Here is a 21737-nt window from a genome sequence, read left to right as displayed (position 1 = left end):
AAATGCAGGGGTTCTCTTCGAAGTTTGTCGTTTCACAAAACGAACGAGTCGGTCATTCTCCCTGTCCTCAGGCGGGAGGTAAGACGCGGCATCCCCGCATTTGATGCGGTCTGCCGGGTCTTACCTAGCCCTGACGAAAGCGCCGCGCGCGCTTTCTGATCCTGTAGGAGTGGAGGATGACCTTTTTCGTTCTACATCAATCAAAAAGGAAAGACCGTTCCAGTGAAGTCACCAGAACGGTCTTTCCTTTTTTGTTGGAATCATTTCAATGATTTAAAGACTCAGCTTCATCGTCTCCTCAACGAGCGAAGACTGGAATATCGAAGACGGCTGTATAGCTATCCATCTGTTGATATAAATCATAAATGCGAGTCGTTTGTTTCGCAGCCCATCCCATGTCTGTCGCATATTGATGACGACCAGGATTCATTGGGTTCCAGCGCATTTTATAGAGTGTGTTTTGATTGTAGGCATGGTGAATATATTGAGTTCCAATAAATTCGGCTCCACCCATGATGGCCGCTTCCGGTGTGAACCATCCTTTTTCGTAGGCTGTTCTTGCTCCACCGTTGATCGGATCTGAATCGACAGCGCCGATGCCGTACATGTTGTAGACCATTTTTCCATTCCACATGACTCCATTCGCTAAAGTTGACGTTCCATTTCCTGTCTCAAGTAGCGCGTGGGAGATCAAGTAGATTTCGTTGACGGAAAAGGCTGTACCAGCGTCGATGAATGCTTGTCCGCAGCTTCCGGTCGTACATTTACCAAAGATGCCTTTTGTGCTGATAATCTTATCTAATGTTGCAGCAGAAGCGCCTGTCGTCTTCGATAAATCAAGGAATTGGAAGAATTCCTTTGAAGAGCGGCTGACTTTTAATGGGTCAGCGACGTTCCGGACATCAGACTCGAGTGCATTCAACCAACCAAGTGTCCAGTATCCGGTGGAAGACGTGTAAACACGCGGATACGTCGTATAGAAATCACCAATTCGTTGATAGACCTTAATCATCTGTTTCGGCTGGAATTGTCCATAAATATGGCTATCCGTTGCTGCGCCGGAACGTATATTGAGTGGTGTCGTTGACGATACGGTCGCGAGTGTACCATTGACTGGGTCTTCCGATCCACCGAATCGAACGTACATCGAGCTGACATACATCATCTTATTTTTATATAAATCGGTTTGAGGTGAAGGATTTAACTTCATTTGAGTGCTGATAAAGTTATCAAATGTATACGGTGTCGCAATGGAATTGTAGACATTTAGTTTTGAAGATGTCGTTACAAGTGTTCCATTATACGCATAGCCTGATTTACCTTGATAGGAAATCTTATACCATTGTCCGATTTGTCCGGTGACGTTGACGACGACGTTCGAAGGAATCGTCGTCACGACTTGATAGGAACTTCCGACATACGAGCGAAGTGGAGTAGGACTTGTAGCTCGGACGTATAACGAATCTTTCGATACATAGTCAATCTTACTTGTAGATGCGTTCGTATCGACATACCCTGTTTTTCCATTGATCGTTACTTTATGCCACTGTTTATTCGTATGTGACGTAATCAGTGAAGTCGTGTAGTAGACGTTTCCTTTAGCTAGTGTCGTAAGTGCTGTTGCTTCTTCTAAAGGTGAATTTCGAATGATTAAGTTCTCGTTCGCGAGGAAACGAGCGCCACTAATCTTTTTCGTTTCTGTATAAGGTGTTAAAAGAGCGCCATCGATATACCCTGTTTTTCCATTAACACTTACGTTCATCCATTTCCCGATTGAACCATTCACCTGCACGATCGTTCCGTTTGGCAGTGAAGCGATTTCGCTGTATGTCGGACCAGCGTATGACTTCAGAGAAGTCGTTTGTACCGTCTTATAGCGATGGGCTGAAATCTTACGGTATGAAATCGGACTTCCTTGGTTGGCTCGGATGTATCCTGTTTTCCCGTCCACTGAAATACGATGCCACGACTGACCGTGACCGTTCGTGACAAGGCGCATCGTGTAATAGACATCCCCGTTCTTTAGCGTCTTCCATGTATCGGCATCCGCCTGATACGTCGTTTTGACGTCGATGGATGTATTTAATACATAACGCGCTGCTGAGATCGTAGACGTTACGATATATTCGTTCAAATCATCCTGATGAATATATCCGATTTTTCCTGCATACGTCACACGGTACCACTCATTGATGGATCCTGTAACGGATACCTTCGTACCGCTTGAGATGGACTTGATGGAAGCGTAAGATACGCCAGCATAAGACTTTAATCCTGTAGCGTCGGTTGTTTTCATCGTCACGGCATCTGCTTGATAGGAGACTTTTTCTCCTGTTCCGTAAGCGATGTAACCGGTCTTTCCGTCTTTTTTGATCTGATACCATTTTTTAGAACCAAGTGTGACGAGACGTGTCGTGTAATAGATATCACCCTCTTGAAGCGTAGCGATTTTAAACGCATCTGCTTCAGGAGCGACTAAGATATCGGTGGATGATGTGACGGCGAAACGTGTACCTGAAATGGTTTGGACGAGGGCTGCTGTCTTAAACGTCGAAGCCGACGCATATCCTGTTACACCATCGTACGTGACACGATACCATGTACCGATTCGACCAGAGACGAGCGGTTTTGCACCGGCCGGAATCGACTTGATCCCTGCATACGAACTGCCTGCATAAGAACGAATTGTCGTTTTAGCTGTTGTGATGAAAGAAACGTTCTTCAGGCTTTCGTAATTCACGTTCGTTCCTTGATTTGCTAAAAGATAACCGGTTTGACCGTCTTTTTTGATTTTGTGCCACGTGCTACCTCGTGAATCCGTTGCGAGTGTCGTCGTGTAATACGCATCACCTGTTTTTAAAGAAGCAATCGTTTTACTCGTCGACGAGGCGGATGCCTTTATTTCGATGGATTTCTTCAAGAGAACACGTGTAGTAGGAATCGTTTTGATACTTTGTTTAGAGACTTGTAAAAAAGCGTCACGGTGCATGTATCCACTATTTTTGCCGTGACGAACGCTATACCAGCCGTCGATTTTTCCGACTACTTCAACGTTTGTCCCAACTGGAATCGATTCGACTTTTGGATAACCCGTTCCTGCATAAGTATGTAGCGTGTAGGTATCCGTCGTACGTGATGTTTCGTTCGCGATCTTCTGATAGGAAACAGGAGTGGCACCAGATGGGACATATCCTGTTTTTCCTGCGTAGTTCAGGCGATACCACGTTTTGCCGTATGGATCGGTAATCCGTTGTGTCGTATAATACACATCTTTACTTTGCAGGGTGCCAATTGTCGTTGCTGTCGTGCGTGCCGCATTTTTAATCGCCGTATTCGTAGAGACGATATAGCGTTGTCCAGAGATCGTTTGCTTTTTCTCATACAACACTAAATATTTTGAAGCGACATATCCCGTTTTTCCGCCATATGTTACTTTTTTGTAGCTTCCGGCATCATATGCGGATGAAACGACCGTTCCGGTCTTGATCGTCAACAAGCGTTTCCGTGAAGATGTCGTCTTATCATACAGATCCGTATCTGCCGATAGACGATAAGCCGTTACTTTCGTTGTTGCTGCGTTCACTATCGGTAGAGATGATAGAATGATGCTAAACACGATAAGAAGACTCGCGAACACCTTCAAAGGTTTCGAGATGGATGTCGTATTCAAAGTATCTTTCCTCCTAGTAGATATTCGTCCAAGCGGACGGAATCGGCTTCGAGGATGTCTGGTCTAAGGTGTACGTACTTATGCCTATTCCTACTATCGACCATATCGGATTTTTATGAAGAAAATATTGGTTTTTTTTGAAAAAAGGGATTTAGTTTTTTGAAAAACCCTCCTGTTTGTTTAAACAAGAGGGAATAGGATCAGATAGTGAGACGTGCGAGGATTTCTGTTAAATTCGTCGTCGGGCGTTCACAAGTAAAATCATGACAGAGATACGCCGTTGGCTCTTCTGGTTCTGGATAATCCGCGAGCAAAGAGACGTGCGGCAAAAGGTCACGCTTCGTACCAATTAACAACGCAACTTCCGGTAAGTGTAACTGTTGCAGTTGCTCGATTTCGACCGGGATGTCTACGTCTTCTGGAATCAAGATAATCAATTCCTTCGGTTCCATCTGCCGGTAGGTGAAGGTACTGACAAGGGAGGCAAATCCGGTCGGTTGTTGCTCGACTTCTTCGATTAAAGCTGTGAGCGCCCGTTCGGCACTTTCCTGATAAACGAGACGCCCGGTCAGACGACTAAGCGTGAAGAAAGCGTTTAAGGCAATACTATTTCCAGCAGGTGTGACGCCATCATACAGATCGAGTGGGCGAACGAGTAGCTCATCGGAGCGTGACGAAGTCAGATAAAAATAACCATCTGCTATTTGAAACTGGTCCTGCAGCACATCTGCGAATGCTAAAGCTTCCTTTAGATGAAGCGCCCGTCGTGTTGATTGGAATAGTTCAAGATGTGCATCGATCAAATATGCATAGTCATCGAGGAATCCGTATCCGGTTGCTTGTCCGTCTCGGTAATGAACAGCAAGTTTATTCTCTGTGCGGACGAATTGCTCGAGTGATGTCATCGCACGCGTGGCGACACGTGTATAATGCGGTTCACCAAAGACACGACCGGCTTTAGCGAACGTCGAGATCATCATCGCGTTCCACGATGTCAGGCGCTTATCATCACAAAATGGTCGCGGGCGTTCACTTCGCGCACGAAGAAGAATTTGTCGCTCGCGTTCGAGTTGCGCCGCTGTCTCAGCAGGTGACAAGTGCATTTCACGTGCGAACATCTCGAGTGTTTGTCCTGTCCGGTAAAAGACGTTCCTTCCTTCGAAGTTCCCGGACTGGGAGGCATGGTAAAAGCGCGGGAACAGCGCGTCTGGTCCGAGTAAGTCGGTCAGTTCAGAAGCCGTGAACGTATAATAATGTCCTTCGCCTCCTTCACTATCCGCATCCAGTGCGGCGTAGAAGGTGCCGTCCGGTGCAGACAACTCACGCTCTACGAATGTCAGTACTTCTTCCGCGTAGCGCCGGAAGCGAATTTGTCCGGTCACTTGGTACGTCTCGATGCATAAGGTCGCGAACCAAGCATTGTCGTACAGCATCTTCTCGAAATGAGGAATCTGCCACTCGGCATCGACCGTATAGCGGAACAAACCGTAGCCGACTTGATCGGTCATCCCACCGTCACGCATCGCGATCAATGATCGCATGACCATATGGAGCGCCGTCTCGTCTTCCGCGTATTGATAATAATCAAGCAAGAAACGAAGCAGGGCTGGCGACGGAAACTTCGGTGCCTCTCCGAATCCACCGTGTTGACGGTCAAATTGGCGCATCGCTTGATCAAAGGTCTCGTGAATGATTGATTCATCCCAAGTACTGGTTGATGAAGCAGGTCGTAACACGTCGCGAAGTGTCTGGGACATGTTCTGACCGACTTGTGCGATTTTTTCTGGTGAACGGCGGAATTGCTCGCTGAGCTGAAGCGTCACCTGACGAAAACTCGGACGGTTGAACTGAGGCGTCTTCGGAAAATACGTGCCGATGTAAAACGGTTGCTGATCCGCTGTCATGAAGACGCTCAGTGGCCAGCCGCCTTGTCCGTTCATGACTTGAGCCGCCGTCATATACAAGTGGTCAATGTCAGGACGTTCTTCCCGGTCGACCTTGATTGCGATGTAGCGTTCGTTCAAGAGTCGTGCCGTTTCTTCATCCTCGAAGCTCTCATGAGACAGCACATGGCACCAATGGCACGTCGAGTAACCAATCGATAAAAAGATCGGCTTGCCGCTTTCCCGAGCGGCAGTGAAGGCGTCTTCGCCCCACGGGTACCAATCGACAGGCTGATGAGCATGTTGCAAGAGGTAGGGACTCGTTTCATGGATAAGTCGATTCGACATGATGGATTTCCCTCGTTTCTTCTATAATAAAGAGTCCTCTTCACGATACTCGGCTTTTACGGCAGGTGCAACTCCAATTCTGAGACAGGAGAAAACGATTTTTCAAAAGAAAGATTGACTTTATAAAAGAAAGTGTGATAGATTTATATAAGTCATGAATCGGGGATGATCACTCATGTGAGAATCTTCAATCCATATCATACAATTAAATCGACAGGTCAGGATTTTTAGACCGCTACTGACAAATGAGTCAGACATAAGTCATCGCTTTTATTTTGTCCTTCTTCATACTACGAGGAGAAGTTGACCCAGCAAGATAAACCTTCCAATCGATACTTTTCCGCTCATTCCCGAGCTATTTCTAAAAATCCCAGTATCATGCGTCCGTTGCAGACGCATCACGATTCTTGCTAAAATGCTTGATTCAGCTGGCGCGGCCAAGGAGCCGTAACAACGAAAGAGAGGTAGGGCTTTCGTCGTTTCAGGTGTTTTGATCACCTGTAATCCTCGATTCTCATGACAACCAAAACAACGACACGCTGATGAGGCGTTTTTTTTGTGCCTTTTTTCGGGTAAGGCTGAAAGAAGGGGGTGACGACATGCCATGGAATGAGAACGACTATCCGGAGTCATTCAAGAACTTTGATCCGCCACTTCGAAAGAAAGCAATCGAGATCGCGAATGCGTTATTAAAAGACGGGTATGAAGAGGGACGTGCCATTCCGATCGCGACATCGCAAGCTGAAAAATGGTACGAAAGTCACAAAGACGAACAATAAAAAGTTGTAAGCGATACCATTTCTTTCATTTACGAAGGATGGTATCTTTTTTACAAAAAATATACACTGTTGAGAATATAATCTGATATTATTAAGAAGTGTCAGAAAATTCAATAGGGGGTCTCATCATGAAATACGGCAGTACGTTTGGAAAGTGGGCATTGGCCGGAGTGTTAACAGCAGGAATCCTTCCACAAGCGGGTCTTGTCGGGGCAGAAGGCGAAGGCGTCATCTTGTCTGAATACATAGAAGGAACAAGCAATAACAAGGCAATCGAGCTATACAATGGGTCGGGGCAAATCATTGATTTAGCAGACTATACACTCGTTCAGTATACGAATGGTGGACCGTCAGAAGCGAAAATCACACTATCGGGGAAAGTGGATCCAGGGAAGACGTTCGTCATCGCGAACTCGAGTGCGAATGCAGATATCAAAGCAAAAGCACAATTGACGACGGGATCATTGAACTTCAACGGGAATGATCCGATCGCATTGAAAAAGGGTGATGTCGTTCTTGATATCATCGGACCACTCGGTTCATCGACGGATTTCGCAAAAGATACGACACTTGTCCGGAAATCTAGCGTCGCGTCTGGCGCTAAAACGTACGAACCATCACAGTGGACGAGCTTCCCGGTTGATACACTGACGAATCTCGGCAGTCATCAGACAGAAGTGGGCGACGTTCTCGCAGCACCTACAGCTTCTCCGGTCGGTGAAGTTGAACGTGGAGATCGAGTGACATTATCAGGTGAAGGAACGATTCATTATACGGTCGATGGCACGACACCAACTGTCGACAGTCCGGTGTATACGTCACCGATCACGATCAACGATGAAGTGACGATTCAAGCAGTTGCCGTCAAGGACGGTAAAACGTCAGCGGTTTCGACATTCAAGTATTATATCGCACCACCGATCACGAAAATCAGCAACATCCAAGGCGTTGCGCATACGTCGCCTTACGCAGATCAACTCGTCCGGACGACAGGTGTCGTCACGTACGTCGTCGATGCGAACAACTTCTACATGCAGGATCCAAATCCGGATAACGACAGCCGGACATCAGAAGGGATTCTCGTCTATGCGAAAAACCATGGTGCTGCTGTTGGACAAAAAGTCGCGACGACAGGATATGTCAAAGAGTGGTTGCTTGGCGGCTACAGCGATAAGTTCGATACTGACTTAGCAGTCACGGAAATCAGTACGGTCAATCTTGTGAAGGGTGCACTCAACGAAGGGTTACCAGCGAGTATCGTTCTCGGTGATGAAGGGGTTTTGATTCCGACACAAGTCGTTGATAACGACTCTTTTTCTCAGTTTGACCCAGAAGAAGACGCGATTGATTTGTATGAAAGCTTAGAAGGCATGCGTGTCGCTTTACCGAATGCAATCGTCACAGGTCCGCAAGCAAACCGGACGATTCCAGTTCGGACGCAGACGGCGAATAAGGTCTATACGAAACGCGGAACTCCAATCCTGACGAAGGACAACGTCAACCCGGAACGTCTCTTCGTTGAGATGGGTAGCTCGTCGTTCCGTGCAAAAGCTGGTGATACGTTCGACGGAACGATCGAAGGGGTCATGAGCTACAACTATTCGGCGTATAAAGTACTTTCAAAAGCAGCGGACCTTCCGAAACTCGTTGCGCGTGAAGCGGATCGTCAGCCGACGAACATCGAAACAGGTGAATCACGCCTGACTGTCGCTTCGTACAACGTCGAGAACTTCGCTTCAACAGCAGACGCTGGAAAAGTCGATCGTGTCTCAGAAGGTATCGCAACATTCTTGAAAACGCCGGACATTGTCGGTTTGACAGAGATGCAGGATAACGATGGTGCGACGGATAGCGGCACGGTCGATGCTTCGAAATCATTTGAGACATTGATCGCCGCGATCGAAGCGAAAACGGGTGTCCGCTATGCCTATACGGACATCGCACCAGAAGACAAGAAGGATGGTGGACAGCCGGGCGGAAACATCCGTGTCGGATTCCTCTACAATCCAGCACGTGTATCGCTCGCACCAGGTGAAAAAGGTGGCGCGACGGAAGCCGTTACGGTGGAAGAAGGTAAGTTAACGAAAAACCCGGGTCGTATCCAACCGACGGATCCGAACTTCGCGAGTTCACGGAAACCGCTCGTCGCAGAATTCCTTTTCAACGGTGATTCGTACCATGTCATCGTCAACCACTTCAACTCAAAAGGTGGCGACGGCGCTGACTTTGGTAAAAACCAACCGGTCGTGCGTAAAAGTGAAGTCCAGCGTCATGCGATTGCGAACATCGTTCAGGACTTCGTCTCTGAATTGAAGACGGAAGTCAAAGACTCGAATGTCGTCGTTCTCGGTGACTTGAACGACTTCCAGTTCTCGAAAACACTTGATATCTTAAAAGGTGATAACTTGTGGAACACAGTCGACGATCTTCCAGAATCAGAGCGGTACTCGTATGTCTATAACGGAAACGCTCAAGTGCTCGACCATATCTTGATCTCGAATAACTTGAAGTCGTATACGTCGTCTGATATTGTCAATATCAACTCAGAGTATATGGAAGCAGATGGTAGCGCGAGTGACCATGATCCAGCGATTATCTCGATTCAAGGTGCAGAGACGGTCGTACCGGTCAAAGGAAAAGCAGAAGTCGGAAACTGGCGTGCTGTTCAAAAAGGAAAACATATCTTCATCGAACGTCAAGGCAGTTCGAAGTGGGAGAAGGTTGGAGAAACACATGCTGATCAGCAAGGAAATCTTCTCGCTCTTCGTGTATCACAAGACAACCCAGCTATCCAAGTGAAAACGAAAAAAGGTAAAACGCTGTGGCTTGAATTAGCGAACGGCTATAAATTACAAGAAACGAAAAACTATCAATAATATGACAACGGACCTTTTTGACGAAGAAGGTCCGTTGTTTTTTTGAAAGCGGACTTAGCGGTCCGCTTTTTTGCGTGCTGGAATTAAAAGCGAAAGAAGTGAGAGCGTGCTGATGGAAAGCGTAGAAATTAAAGCAATCGGTAGAGGGATGACACGGAACATATAAGTGAAGTGGATCAAGATTAAAAAAAGGATGATAGCAAGACCAGGAATGAATTGTTTGCAAAGCAACATACCAGAACCAGGAACGAGTAACTCAAAACCGAGTCGTTGATTCAATCGTACATCTTCGTGTGCATTCGCTAAACTGAATGAAACCGTCAACACGACGAGAATCATCCATCCAGAAAATAAATATTGCTGAATCGGTAAAAAGGCGATGGACTCATAAATGAAATACAGTAAAACCATAGGTCAACTCCTTCATTTCATTATGTTATTTGGAAAAGCATTGAAAGTTTGGCTTACGAATTCTAATGATACCGAGTAAGAATTCCGAGAGCAATCAAAAATCTCGAATGATGAAATAAAAGAATGTTCACACATTTTAAGAAAAGGGAAAGATGGTTTAGTATATGTACTAAATACTTTTAAGAATCCTCTTAACGAAAGCATTTTAATAATATGAGAACGTTCTCATAAAACGTGTCTAATTTGTGAACGGAAAATGTGATTTAGACAATTAAGAGCCAATGACTGTTCGAAAGAATCATTTTCTTTTAAAATAAAGGTAATGATTAAAGGAGGCGAAACGAAGATATGAAAAAATGGTTGATCGTCGGAGTAGCAGCAGTAGCTTTTTTCGGCTACGAGAACATTCCAATGGAACAGGCAGAAGCCGATTATCCGAAAAGTGGCGGCAAGCTGATTGATCGATATAGCAGTGAATATCCAGGTTACGACTGGGAAGTCAGGCGGACGTCCAGCGAAGAATTCGTATCGTTGACGAAGGACGGTAAGGAATACGGAAAGTACCGATTTAAAAATGGTATAACAACGCAAGGGGCAGTCTTGAACAAAGATACGGAATCATCGCTGAAGAAAAAAGGATGGACCGCAGTGAAGTCCTACCGTAAAGGCAACACGAACTACATGTTGAACCTGGATCATGCAGCCGTCTATGAGAAGAAGGGGAATTACGTCACCTATTTCTTCGACCAACATGATGGGAATAAGGTGAAAGCGACACTGTCGATTCCGAAAGACGTCGAAGCGAAGAAAAAGGGTTTCTATGGTACGGCTTCGAATGCGTTACGAACGACGGATGAGAAGCTGATGCTACGATTGATGAACTGGGAACGGGCTGACTACAAGTTAAATCCGTTGGCTCCGTATACGGCACTGAAGCCAGTGACACGCGGTCATAGCGAAAATATGGCGAAGAATAATTTCTTCGCACATACGGATCCGCAAGGGCGTGATCCGTTCGACCGGATGAAGCGTGAAGGAATCAGGTTCAGCTATGCTGGTGAAAATCTATCAATGGGCTATCCGAATGTCTTTGCATCACATTGGGGCTTAATGAATTCAAAAGGGCACCGAGAAAATATTTTGAAAAAAGAGTACAAACAAGCTGACATCGGTGTGGCTTTCCGGAGTAACGCGCCATACTTCACGATTAATTTCCGAACACCTTAAAATAGAAAAATGGAGGACGATATTTCACGATGTCGTCCTCTTTTTCATGAAGCGGTGTGTTTTACACTAAAGGCAGGAGGTGGGGATGTTGGAAATCCGTCGATTGAATCCAGAAGATGCAGTACTCTATAAAGCGTTGCGATTAGAAGCCTTACGAAACCATCCTGAGGCATTTGGCTCTGATTATGAATCAGAAAAAGATCGATCCGTCGAACGGTACGCAACTCGTCTTGAAAGCGAACAGTCGATGACGTTTGGTGCGTTTCATGAAAATGAACTCGTCGGTGTCGTCACTATCGTCTGCTCCGAGCCGTTCAAGATGCGACATCGAGCGAATGTATTTGCGATGTACGTCACGCCACGCGCCCGAAAACAACAGGTCGGACGACGCCTTGTAGAAGAGGCATTACGTACATTAAAGCAGCATCCTGTAATTGAGCAAGTCCATCTCTCGGTCGTCCGGACGAACGAAGCTGCTAAAGCGTTGTATCGGTCGCTTGGTTTTGAATCATACGCGATTGAACCACGGGCGCTGAAAATCGATGATACCTATCATGATGAAGAACTGATGTGGTATCGGTTCTAACACCAAACGACCGGAATTCAAAGAGATGATCTCTCCTTGAATTCCGGTCGTTTTTTACATCAGTTTGCCCATTCAGGCTTGCTGAAGCCTTTGAATGATTTTTCGATAACTTCATTGAAGGCGTCCGATTCGACGGCTGCTTTTAAGTCTTTTGCGACTTGTTTGTCCGCATCTTTCGTTTGGACAGCGACGAGGTTCCGGTATTGTTCGTCCATCGTCTCAAGTGCTAACGCATCAAGTAAGTCGAATTTCGCAGCAAGTGCGAAGTTCCCTGGAACGGCTGAGATATCGACACTTTCGACAGCGCGTGGCAGTTGAGCCGCTTCGAGTGGTTTGATGACGAGTTTCTTCGGATTCTTGACGATATCTTTTTCTGAAACGGTCAGAGGATTAGCATCCGGCTTGAGTTCAATCCACCCTTGTTCCGCAAGCAAGTTCAGTGCCCGTGCTTGGTTCGTCGGATCATTCGGCGTCGCGACTTCAGCACCTGTCTTGACGTCGTCAAGTGTCTTCGCTGTCTTGCTGTATAGTCCCATCGGTGCTGTCGGAACCGTGATCAGTCCTTTTAAGTCGAGATTCTTTTCTTTAGAAAACGTCTTGAGATAGATCGAATGTTGGAACAAGTTGGCGTCGATATTGCCGCTACCGAGGGCGATGTTCGGTTGAATGTAATCGCTGAACTCGACGATTTCGACTTTGTAGCCTTTCTTTTCGAGTTGTGGCTGGATCGCTTGTTTGACCATGTCGCTATACGGACCGCTCGTCGCCCCGATCTTGATCGTCTTGTCTTTTTCATCAGCGCTGCTGTCTCCACATCCTGCGAGGACTCCTGCACCGAGTAAGGCTGTTGCTAAAAAGGCATATCGTTTTTTCATGATTGCACTCTCCCTTTGCATGTATGATTAGCGTTTATCTGTTTTTCGCGCCAGTTGATTGCCAAGTGCTTGAATACTTTGAACGATGACGATGAGCACGACGATCGTCACGATCATGATGAGATTATCGTAGCGATAGTAACCGAAACGGATCGCGAGGTCACCGACACCACCGCCGCCGACGATACCAGCCATCGCTGAGAAGCCGATCAAGCTGATCGTTGTTAATGTGATGCCCTGAATGATGCCAGGGAGTGCTTCTGGTAAAAGGATACTGACGATGATCCGTAATGGTTTCGCACCGCACGCTTCCGCTGCTTCGATCAAACCAGGTGGAATCTCACGCAGTGATGTTTCGACGAGTCGTGCGAGAAACGGAATCGCTGCGACACTGAGGCTGACGGATGCTGCCGTCGGACCGATTGTATTGTCGAGTAAGAACTTCGTTAACGGAATGAGGGCAACCAGCAAGATGATGAACGGTAGCGACCGGACGATGTTGACGACGAAGTCAAGGACACGTCGGACGGCAAGGTTTTGAAAAAATAATCCCCGGTCTGTGACGAACAAGAGAATCCCGAGCGGAATCCCGACGACCAATGCAAAGGCAAGTGAAATTCCGACCATCCACGCCGTCTCGCCGAGTGCCTTCAAGAGCTCAGGTAACATCGTTTGAATACGATCAAGCCACATCCTGAATCACCTCGAGTGCATGAAGTTCCGTCGCGAGCCAGTCGAGGGCAGGGGCGATTTGATCAGATGATCCCGTCAAGCTGACAATCAGGACACCGAAGGCGACGTCTTGAATGTAGTCGACCTTGCCGTGCAAGATGCTGACTGAGATATCGTAACGGCGGATCGCTTCTGATAACGTACTCTCACCGGTCTTTTCGCCCGTGAACTGCAAGCGGATGATCTTGCCTGGGGTTGCCTGTAAGATGCGTTCCGGCAATTCGATTTGTAGTGCCGTATCGACGTAATGTTGCGTCACTGGATGCTTGGCTTGACTAAACAAGTCATAGGTTGAGGCGACTTCAACGACTTCACCTTGCGACATGACCGCGACGCGATGGCAAATCTGTTTGACGACATCAATCTCATGCGTGATGAGGACGATCGTCAGTCCGAGACGTTCATTCAAATCCTTCAGCAGTTCAAGGATCTGTAGTGTCGTAACGGGGTCAAGAGCTGATGTCGCTTCATCACATAACAAGACGGTCGGATCGTTCGCGAGTGCCCGGGCAATCCCGACGCGCTGTTTCTGCCCCCCGCTTAATTGGCTCGGGAAGTTCGTCTCGAATCCTTCGAGTCCGACGAGCGAGACGAGTTCGCGAATTCGCTCCGGGAAATCTGCTCGTTTAACGCCAGCGGCCTTGAGCGCAAAAGCGATGTTATCCGCGACGTTGCGCGACTGAATCAATTGGAAATGCTGAAAGATCATTCCTGTCCGCAAGCGAAGTTGACGCAAATCTGCTTTTGACATCCCGCCGAGCGAGACACCGTCGACCTTGACGGTTCCTTGTGTCGGATGCTCAAGCCCATTGATTAGGCGAAGCAACGTACTTTTACCGGCACCGGACTCACCGATGATTCCGAAGATTTCTCCTTTTTGGATCGTCAAATCGACATCCCGTAATGCAAAAATCGGGGTCCGGTCTCGAACGAACCGTTTTGTAATGTGTTTGAATTCAATCATCCGCTCATCTCCTCATACAAAAAAAGTCGCTTTTTCCTAGTAGCAGAGCAACCAGAAAAAAGCGACGAAAGTGTAAGATTTCGTAACTTATCTCTCAGAATGAAAATCATTCTGTAGGATGTGGCACCGTTCCTTACAGGTGGTTGCCGGACGTCGTTGGGCCTAATCCCTCGGTCGCTCTCGATAAGTAGTTATGCTGTTGGGATTTACTTTAACGGAAATGATTCCCATCTGTCAAATGTTTTTTCAGAATTATTCCGCAACAGGTGTCCGGAACAGGTTGAGCGTTCCGATTCGATCGACGGCTTCTTCTAGACGTTCGACGTCAGCAATCAAGCTGATCCGGACGTAGCCTTCACCGTATTCGCCGAAGAAGGATCCAGGGGTTACAGCGACGTGTGCTTCGTCAAGCAGGTGATCGGTGAAGCTTTGGGACGTGTAACCTTCAGGAACAGGAAGCCAGACGAAGAAGGAACCGCCCGGACGTGGTCCACTCCAGCCAATCGCATCGAGTTTCGCGAACAACGCATCGCGTCGTGTTTCGTACAAGCGACTTAACTCGCGGACACATGTCTGGTCACTCGTCAGAGCGACGGTCGCAGCATGTTGAATCGGTGTGAAGGCACTGACGTAGAGATGTTCTTGGTACGTCTCGATGCTTGAGATGACAGACGGATTACCGATCGCAAAGGCGATCCGGAAGCCGGACATGTTGAAGCGTTTCGAGAGTGAGAACAATTCGATCCCGACGTCTTTTGCACCTTCCGTCTGCAGGAAGCTCCGTGTCGGACCATCGAAACTGATTCCGCCGTATGCTAAGTCATGGACGACACAGATATCATGGGCATCGGCGAAAGCGACTGTCTGTTCGAAGGCTTCTGCCGTCGCAGTCGCACCCGTCGGATTACTCGGGTAGTTGAGGAACAACATCCGGGCACGCTCGACGTCCGTCGTATCAAGTAAGTCGTAATCGGGTAAGAAGCCGTTTTTCTCGAGCAACGGAAGTGTAATCGGGTAAGCACCAGCGAGTGCGGCACCAGACAGGTAATCCGGGTATCCTGGATCCGGAACGATGACTCCTTCTCCAGGGTTGACGATTGTCTGCGGTAAAGCGACGATTCCGGCTTTACTGCCGAGCAGAATCGCGACTTCCGTTGCTGGATCGATCGTGACACCGAACTCAGTCGCGTAAAAGCTTGCGACGGCTTGTTTTAGAAAATCATGTCCACGAAACGGTGGATATTGAAGGTTCGTTGGCTCGTCGATGGCTTGTTTTAAGGCATCGAGGATATGTACAGGCGTCGTCTGGTCGGGTGTTCCTTGACCAAGTGTGATGACATCGTGTCCGGCAGCTTTTACAGCACCGATTCGGTTTGCGAGCTCAGCGAAGACGGGAGCAGGAAGCCGATCAATGGCGATGGATGGAGCGAAATGTTTCATGGATGAATGCCTCCTTCGTGGTATTGTCGTCAAGGATAACGAATATTCAGTCAAAAGAAAAGAACTTTTTCGAAATTCAAAAAAATTGTCGGATAAACAGGTACAGATAAGTGGAGCGGGAATAAAGAGTAGGGAGAGGAGTGGGAAGATGAAGCGAGCTAACTGGAAAGAGGCAGTCGTCTATCAAGTCTACTGGCGTAGCTTTAAGGATTCGAACGGGGATGGGATCGGTGATTTGCGAGGTGTCATCGACAAGCTCGATTACATCGCTTCACTTGGTGTCGATGTCGTTTGGTTGAATCCGTGTTACCGTTCGCCGGACGTCGATAACGGCTATGATATTGCCGATTATTACGAGATCATGGAAAAAGCGGGAACGATGGGAGATCTCCAGGAGTTGATCACGGCCGCTCATGCCCGTGGATTGAAGGTCATTCTCGATTTAGTCGTGAACCATACGAGTGACCAGCATGACTGGTTCCGTCAGTCGCGGGAGCGGATCAACGATAAGGATGACTGGTATATCTGGCAGGATGGCACGAAAGAGACGCCTCCGAACAACTGGCGCTCGTACTTTGCGCCAAGCCCATGGACGTGGAGTGAAGAACGCGGGCAGTATTATTTTCATTCCTTCGCCAAAGAACAGCCCGACTTAAACTGGGAGCACCCAGCTGTGAGGCAAGCGATCTACGATATGATGAACTGGTGGATCGATCAAGGGATCGACGGATTCCGGATGGATGTCATCAACTTGATCAAAAAACGGTCGTTTGAAGATGTCGCCAATCCGTTTGATCTCTCGTACCTTGGAAATCAGCCCGGCGTGCATGACTTCTTGCAGGAGATGCATGCGAATGTTCTTGCTGGTAAAGACTTGTTTACAGTTGGTGAGATTCCGTTCGTCGGTCCAGAAGACGGGCTGTTATATGTCAGTGAGGACCGAGAAGAACTCCGGACGCTATTTCACTTCGAAATCGCGGATGACATGGAGGTGATGGATCTCTTACGATTCAAGGAGATTCAAAAACGCTGGTACGACGTTTTATACCCATTAGGTGTCAATTCACAGTTCCTCAACAACCATGATCATACACGACAAGTGACGCGCTTCGGCAGTGAACGATACCGCGTTGAAAGTGCGAAACTACTTGGTTTGATGTTGCATACGTTACCGGGCATTCCATACGTGTATCAAGGAGAAGAGATCGGAATGACGGGGATTCGATTCTCGGATCCGTCGCTCTATCAGGACGTCGCCTTTCGAAATCGATACGCGGAGCGCGTCGCTGGCGGAGAGGACCCAGAGGTCGTGCTCTCATCGATGCAGTTACTCGCGCGCGATAACTCCCGCACACCGATGCAGTGGGACGGTACGCACGCGGCAGGCTTTACGAGTGGGAAACCGTGGTTAGCGGTCAATCCGAATTACACGGACATCAATGTCGCGCAAGCAGAAGCCGATCCATCATCCGTCCTTGCCTTTTACCGAGCATTGATTCAGATGCGAAAGGATCATCCAATCATGGTCTATGGTACGTATCGCGACTTAGCTCTTCATGATCCGTATCTCTACATCTATGAGCGGGAACTAGAGGGAGAAGTGTGGCGGATCGTTCTCAACGTGCATGACGAACCGATGCAAACTGCCTTCGTTTTATCGCAAGATAAGTTGCTTGTGTCGAACTATCCAGATGTCTCGGATGAACTACGTCCTTATGAAGCACGTGTATATCGATATGCTGTTACAGAACAGAATTGAACTACTGGACGAAAAAACATCCGCGACGTGTCAGGAACGCGTACGGATGTTTTTTCGTGTGTTATTTGAAAGGTGACGATTTTTTCGTCTGTAAGACGTGCGTGAATCGATCGACGGCTTGTCGCATCTCGTAACTTGGTCCAAGGATGAGTGGACCATGTCCGACGGCAAGAATATCTGGAGACAGTTCCGTTAGTTGATCAGCCGAGCGAAGGGCGACGTCCGGATCCCATGTTGCGAGGGCGGGAAACGGGAATTGCCAGCGGACGTCACCGGAGACAGCGAGTCCTCCTTGCGTCTGAAAAGCATCGCCAGCGATCAACGTCCGGCTTCCTTCATGCCAAAGCGAGATCGAACCAGGTGTATGACCGGGTGAGGCGATGACACTGAGACTTCCGACTTGTTGACCACTCTCGAGTAATCGATCCGGTCGCGTTTTGATGTTTTTCGGAATGCCCCCTTTTAAGGGCGTCGTTTCGCCTTCGCGTAGCGTCTCATCCCCACTGAGTAGGGCGGCATCGCGATAACTGATACAGACTTGAGCAAGTGGGAAGGCGTTCGCAAGGAAATCCAGTGAGCCGACATGATCGGCGTGCGCATGAGTCAGGATGATTGCACCGAGTGGCTTCTCTTGCTGTCGAATATAGTGATAGAGCGCCTTTGCGTTGATTCCGAGTCCGGCATCAATCAATGTTAAACTGTCTGCTTCTTCAAACAGGTAGCAGTTGACGGGGAAAAAGGATGGGGTCGTCTGCAGTTGCTGTAAACGTTCGATTGTCGTGACACGCATCGGCTTCACTCCTTCAAAAAATGAATAGACTTCTTCTTTAGTATCGTCTGTTTTTTTAGAGACGTCTAGACGAATTGTGTGGAAAAAGAGGCATCACCTCTAAAAAAGATGATCCCTCCTCTATAAATCATTCAAATGTTACGGCGAAGACAGCACCGGCGTGTGGTGCATCATCTCCGTTTGCAGCCGTCGTGACGAGCAATCGATCTTCGTAGAAAATCGGACACGTCGGATTGGCGACCGGGAAGTCGACATGATCGAGTTTTTCACCAGTCGCAAGATTCCACCGGGTGATGCATGATCCCGCATAATGCGCGATCCAAGCATGACCTTCCGCGTCCTTCGTCATACCATCCGGGAACCCCTCTTCTTCTTCAAGGTCAACGGCGACACGCTTATTCGAAAGTGGAGCGTCCGGAGCGTAATCAAAGGCATAGACTTTTTTCGTCGGTGTATCGATGTGATAAAGCGTCTTGCCATCTTCTGACCAGACGAGTCCATTCGAGTTCGTTAAGTCTTCGTGCAAGACATCGATGGAACCATCGTGACGCAGACGGAACAATCCAGCGGTCTTGCCGTCTTCTTCATTAATGCTACCAGCGACATATTGTCCGGTCGGATCGAGCTTGCCATCGTTCATCCGATCAGAATCCGGTAATGACAATTGATGTTCGAGAGACAGATGTCCTTCCTTGAGATCGAACGTGCCAAAGCCATGTGCTGATGTGACACGCAATAAGTCCGGAGCGTCCGTCAAGGCAATCGATGTAATAGCGCTTGGCAACGTATATGGTTTAAGTGCTTCTGTAACAAGATCATATGAAAAGAGCAGTTGATTCGGAATATCGACGAAATAAAAGCGTTTTGTTTTTGCGTCGTAAACAGGGGATTCACCTGTCTTACACGCGACATCAATAAATACAGATACACTCATGAAAAGGCCTCCTACATCATGTATGAATAGATTCATATGTTGATTGCAACATATGTGGCTTAAAAGGAATTAGTTAACTACTTTCTATACCTGTTATGAATAAAAATAAACCTCTCCTAAATTAATTATGTCATTTATTTACTAAAAAAGGCATAATATATAACGGAGGTGTGTTATGTTCAAGAAAATTTGTATTTTATTAACAACTTTTTGTCTTTTTCAATCTGTCTCTACCACTCAGGCAGAAACGATTTCAAAAGGTGTGACCTATACGACAAAATCAGAAACACTTTCGGGTACACCACAGTTATTTCGACATATAACGGTTCAGCCCGATACCGGTAACTACTGGATGACGACGAAAGGACGAGATCGTGTATTAGCAACAGAATCTTTACCTTCTCAAGTTAGTCGCGTGACAGTGAGCGGGGGGCGTGTCGTAACAGCGATCAATGCCGATATGTATCGAGTAGCTTCGGGGTTACCGATTGGACTTCAAATTCAGCAAAATCAAGTACTGGTTAGTCATAGTGTAAAAGATTCTGCGACAAAATTCCCATCATTCATGATCAACGGACAAGGGAAACCAGAGATCGGGTCGTTCGGTATCATCGGATCTGCGACGACTGATACGAAGCGGGTAACGATCCACTCAGTTAACCGTAACGAGAACTTAGCGAATCGAATCGGTATCTTTAGTTCAGCTCATCATGCTTCAAAAATGCTGAAGCTAATTGAGCCGTCAGAAGCGATGAAAAAAGAAATTGCTATCGTCTATTTAAAAGGAACAGCGACATCGGCGTTTACACTCGGGAAGAACTATCAATGGACCGTTGAATCGGTAGATACGACATTCCGTAAAGAAATTCGCTTACCCGATGCTGGAGTTGTCCTCGTTGGTCTCGGAAAACAAAAAGCGGCACTACTCGCACTTGTGAAAGCAGCAGAAGAAAAATCAAATGGTCTGTTATCAACACAATTAAATCTAGTTCAATTATCGAATCTTCAAATGCGTAACGATATTCAAGAAGCGGTATCTGGATATAACTGGTTGATTCAAAATGGAGTTGGATATAGTTTAGACAGCCTAGCATTGAACCATGACCGCTTTTTGATGCTCGCTCGTAAGGCGCGGACACTTATCGGTACAACATCAAACGGGACAGTTCAAATTATTACGGTGGATCAAGCTCGTCTTGATTCAAAAGGGATTACGATGCTTGAGGCAGTGGAGCAAATGAAGCGTTTAGGTGTAACGTCGGCCCTCGCATTTGATGGTGGGGGATCGACAGAGATAATGGTCAGACGCGCTGGAGAGTTTTTACCTAAAACAGCGAATGTACCGGCAGATGGAAGAAGTCGCTCTATTACGAACGGTTTAATATTAGCCACTCATTATGTTCCATCGAATGTAGCGACGACGATTTTATTGACTGCCCCTAAAGAATTATATGTAGGTGAAAAAGGTGGATTTGGATTAAAGCTGACGGATGCAAATGGACAGCCTGTAGATGCAACGAAGAAATCGATTATTTGGAAAGGGACAGGTGTCAAAGGCTTACAAGTCACGGCACCGCTGACTCCTGGAAAATGGACAGGTACGATGCAAGTTGATCGTGCTAAACGAACCGTATCGATTCCAGTCACGAATCGCTTGACCGGTCTTACAGTCAATGGAGGGCGTCCGATCTTGTTAAAAGTAGGACAACGCCTCGCGATTTCATCAGAAGGATGGCTAAACGGACGACGTGTCGTAATCCCTGCTTCGCAACTCAATTACCAGGTTGCAAACGGAGCGACCGCATCGATTACAAAAGGGAATATTCTTGCAAAGAAAATCGGGAAGACAGAACTAACTGTCTCATCTGGAGGGAAGACGGTTCGACTACCGGTCACCGTCTATGCTATGAAAAAAGAGGAAGTCATCGATTCCTTCGAACAGGGAGTCTACGAAGCGAAATCTCCTTATGTTTCGAGTTATGCTGTCCGTCTCAGTTCCTTACAGAAATCCAGTGGCAAACAATCACTTGAAATGACATACGATTATTCAGGGTGGAAGAAACAAAACGGAGCCATGTACATTAAAAAAGCATCATGGATCATTCCTTCTCCTGCCCGTGCATTGACGATGGATGTGTATGGAGATGGACGCGCGCCTTGGCTTCGCTCAGAAGTCAAAGATGCTGCAGGAAATCGACATGTCGTGGATTTCGTCAAGAAGGTAGAGTGGAAAGGATTTAAAACGGTACAAGCGACACTCGATCCGACGTGGCCAACACCTCTTAAAATCGAATCGTTGTATTTTGTTGAAACGGATACATCGAAAAAAGGAACAACCATTAAGAGTAAGGTGTACTTGGATCAACTCAAAGTTTTATACTAAACCTAAAAAAAAACAGGGAATCGGATTTCAATGAAATCTTGACCCTGTTTTTTTTATCAGGACGGTTTGTCAAATTAAGC

General features: G+C 47.2%; 15 protein-coding genes and 1 riboswitch. Of the genes, 6 read left to right on the top strand and 9 right to left on the bottom strand.

Annotated features, from left to right (window positions below):
- Positions 1-298 precede the first annotated feature (298 nt).
- On the bottom strand, positions 299-3670 hold the full coding sequence (locus tag B4C70_RS10910; protein WP_290779287.1) for an SH3 domain-containing protein: 3372 nt from the start codon (positions 3668-3670) through the stop codon (positions 299-301).
- 200 nt (positions 3671-3870) lie between these two features.
- Positions 3871-5901, bottom strand: coding sequence for a thioredoxin domain-containing protein (locus B4C70_RS10905; RefSeq protein WP_290779284.1), 2031 nt, complete (start codon positions 5899-5901; stop codon positions 3871-3873).
- Between the two features lie 599 nt (positions 5902-6500).
- Between B4C70_RS10905 and B4C70_RS10900 the strand changes: the two genes are divergently transcribed.
- Positions 6501-6680, top strand: a complete 180-nt coding sequence (locus B4C70_RS10900) for a hypothetical protein (protein ID WP_035396111.1) — start codon at positions 6501-6503, stop codon at positions 6678-6680.
- A gap of 128 nt (positions 6681-6808) precedes the next feature.
- Positions 6809-9556, top strand: a complete 2748-nt coding sequence (locus B4C70_RS10895) for an FN3 associated domain-containing protein (RefSeq protein WP_290779281.1) — start codon at positions 6809-6811, stop codon at positions 9554-9556.
- A 54-nt stretch (positions 9557-9610) separates the two neighbouring features.
- Here B4C70_RS10895 and B4C70_RS10890 read toward each other — a convergent pair whose 3' ends face one another.
- Positions 9611-9967: a hypothetical protein gene (locus tag B4C70_RS10890; protein WP_290779278.1), complete on the bottom strand. Its 357-nt coding sequence runs from the start codon at positions 9965-9967 to the stop codon at positions 9611-9613.
- A 348-nt stretch (positions 9968-10315) separates the two neighbouring features.
- Here B4C70_RS10890 and B4C70_RS10885 point away from each other — a divergent pair, with 348 nt between their 5' ends.
- Together B4C70_RS10885 and B4C70_RS10880 are read left to right on the top strand one after the other, a co-directional pair.
- A complete protein-coding gene (locus B4C70_RS10885) occupies positions 10316-11194 on the top strand; it encodes a CAP domain-containing protein (protein WP_023469369.1) in 879 nt (292 codons plus the stop codon).
- An 85-nt stretch (positions 11195-11279) separates the two neighbouring features.
- On the top strand, positions 11280-11780 hold the full coding sequence (locus B4C70_RS10880) for a GNAT family N-acetyltransferase (RefSeq protein WP_235515940.1): 501 nt from the start codon (positions 11280-11282) through the stop codon (positions 11778-11780).
- Positions 11781-11839: 59 nt separating this feature from the next.
- On the opposite strand, the gene B4C70_RS10875 is transcribed toward B4C70_RS10880, so the two are convergent.
- From B4C70_RS10875 to B4C70_RS10860, 4 genes are all read right to left on the bottom strand, one after another.
- Positions 11840-12655 (bottom strand): MetQ/NlpA family ABC transporter substrate-binding protein, encoded by an 816-nt coding sequence (locus B4C70_RS10875; RefSeq protein ID WP_290779268.1) that lies wholly within the window; start codon positions 12653-12655, stop codon positions 11840-11842.
- A gap of 27 nt (positions 12656-12682) precedes the next feature.
- Positions 12683-13348: a methionine ABC transporter permease gene (locus B4C70_RS10870; RefSeq protein ID WP_214852335.1), complete on the bottom strand. Its 666-nt coding sequence runs from the start codon at positions 13346-13348 to the stop codon at positions 12683-12685.
- The gene (locus B4C70_RS10865; protein WP_050678124.1) at positions 13338-14351 is read right to left on the bottom strand and encodes a methionine ABC transporter ATP-binding protein; all 1014 of its coding nucleotides are present in this window, start codon (positions 14349-14351) and stop codon (positions 13338-13340) included. Before B4C70_RS10865 ends, B4C70_RS10870 begins: the two co-directional genes overlap by 11 nt.
- An 84-nt stretch (positions 14352-14435) precedes the next feature.
- Positions 14436-14541, bottom strand: a riboswitch (SAM riboswitch).
- Between the two features lie 62 nt (positions 14542-14603).
- Positions 14604-15791: an aminotransferase class I/II-fold pyridoxal phosphate-dependent enzyme gene (locus B4C70_RS10860; RefSeq protein ID WP_290779265.1), complete on the bottom strand. Its 1188-nt coding sequence runs from the start codon at positions 15789-15791 to the stop codon at positions 14604-14606.
- A 148-nt stretch (positions 15792-15939) separates the two neighbouring features.
- On the opposite strand from B4C70_RS10860, the gene B4C70_RS10855 reads away from it, so the two are divergent.
- Positions 15940-17550, top strand: coding sequence for an alpha-glucosidase (locus B4C70_RS10855; RefSeq protein WP_290779262.1), 1611 nt, complete (start codon positions 15940-15942; stop codon positions 17548-17550).
- A gap of 61 nt (positions 17551-17611) precedes the next feature.
- Here B4C70_RS10855 and B4C70_RS10850 read toward each other — a convergent pair whose 3' ends face one another.
- On the bottom strand, positions 17612-18340 hold the full coding sequence (locus B4C70_RS10850) for an MBL fold metallo-hydrolase (RefSeq protein ID WP_290779260.1): 729 nt from the start codon (positions 18338-18340) through the stop codon (positions 17612-17614).
- A 127-nt stretch (positions 18341-18467) separates the two neighbouring features.
- On the bottom strand, positions 18468-19274 hold the full coding sequence (locus B4C70_RS10845; protein WP_290779257.1) for an SMP-30/gluconolactonase/LRE family protein: 807 nt from the start codon (positions 19272-19274) through the stop codon (positions 18468-18470).
- 175 nt (positions 19275-19449) lie between these two features.
- Here B4C70_RS10845 and B4C70_RS10840 point away from each other — a divergent pair, with 175 nt between their 5' ends.
- Positions 19450-21657, top strand: coding sequence for a phosphodiester glycosidase family protein (locus B4C70_RS10840; RefSeq protein ID WP_290779254.1), 2208 nt, complete (start codon positions 19450-19452; stop codon positions 21655-21657).
- Positions 21658-21737: the final 80 nt, after the last annotated feature.

Source organism: Exiguobacterium sp. UBA5002 (genome assembly GCF_002396765.1).
In the GTDB taxonomy this organism is placed as follows: Bacteria; Bacillota; Bacilli; order Exiguobacteriales; family Exiguobacteriaceae; genus Exiguobacterium_A.
Note: the sequence above shows the minus strand (reverse complement) of the source record. Positions and strands in the feature narration are given on the sequence as shown.

Excerpts from the sequence above, each read along its gene's own strand:
- B4C70_RS10900 (WP_035396111.1), top strand. The coding sequence starts at position 6,501 with ATGCCATGGAATGAGAACGACTATCCGGAGTCATTCAAGAACTTTGAT.
- B4C70_RS10890 (WP_290779278.1), bottom strand. The coding sequence starts at position 9,967 with ATGGTTTTACTGTATTTCATTTATGAGTCCATCGCCTTTTTACCGATT.
- B4C70_RS10880 (WP_235515940.1), top strand. The coding sequence starts at position 11,280 with ATGTTGGAAATCCGTCGATTGAATCCAGAAGATGCAGTACTCTATAAA.
- B4C70_RS10875 (WP_290779268.1), bottom strand. The coding sequence starts at position 12,655 with ATGAAAAAACGATATGCCTTTTTAGCAACAGCCTTACTCGGTGCAGGA.
- B4C70_RS10855 (WP_290779262.1), top strand. The coding sequence starts at position 15,940 with ATGAAGCGAGCTAACTGGAAAGAGGCAGTCGTCTATCAAGTCTACTGG.
- B4C70_RS10895 (WP_290779281.1), top strand. The coding sequence starts at position 6,809 with ATGAAATACGGCAGTACGTTTGGAAAGTGGGCATTGGCCGGAGTGTTA.
- B4C70_RS10850 (WP_290779260.1), bottom strand. The coding sequence starts at position 18,340 with ATGCGTGTCACGACAATCGAACGTTTACAGCAACTGCAGACGACCCCA.
- B4C70_RS10845 (WP_290779257.1), bottom strand. The coding sequence starts at position 19,274 with ATGAGTGTATCTGTATTTATTGATGTCGCGTGTAAGACAGGTGAATCC.
- B4C70_RS10870 (WP_214852335.1), bottom strand. The coding sequence starts at position 13,348 with ATGTGGCTTGATCGTATTCAAACGATGTTACCTGAGCTCTTGAAGGCA.
- B4C70_RS10885 (WP_023469369.1), top strand. The coding sequence starts at position 10,316 with ATGAAAAAATGGTTGATCGTCGGAGTAGCAGCAGTAGCTTTTTTCGGC.
- B4C70_RS10860 (WP_290779265.1), bottom strand. The coding sequence starts at position 15,791 with ATGAAACATTTCGCTCCATCCATCGCCATTGATCGGCTTCCTGCTCCC.
- B4C70_RS10865 (WP_050678124.1), bottom strand. The coding sequence starts at position 14,351 with ATGATTGAATTCAAACACATTACAAAACGGTTCGTTCGAGACCGGACC.
- B4C70_RS10840 (WP_290779254.1), top strand. The coding sequence starts at position 19,450 with ATGTTCAAGAAAATTTGTATTTTATTAACAACTTTTTGTCTTTTTCAA.
- B4C70_RS10905 (WP_290779284.1), bottom strand. The coding sequence starts at position 5,901 with ATGTCGAATCGACTTATCCATGAAACGAGTCCCTACCTCTTGCAACAT.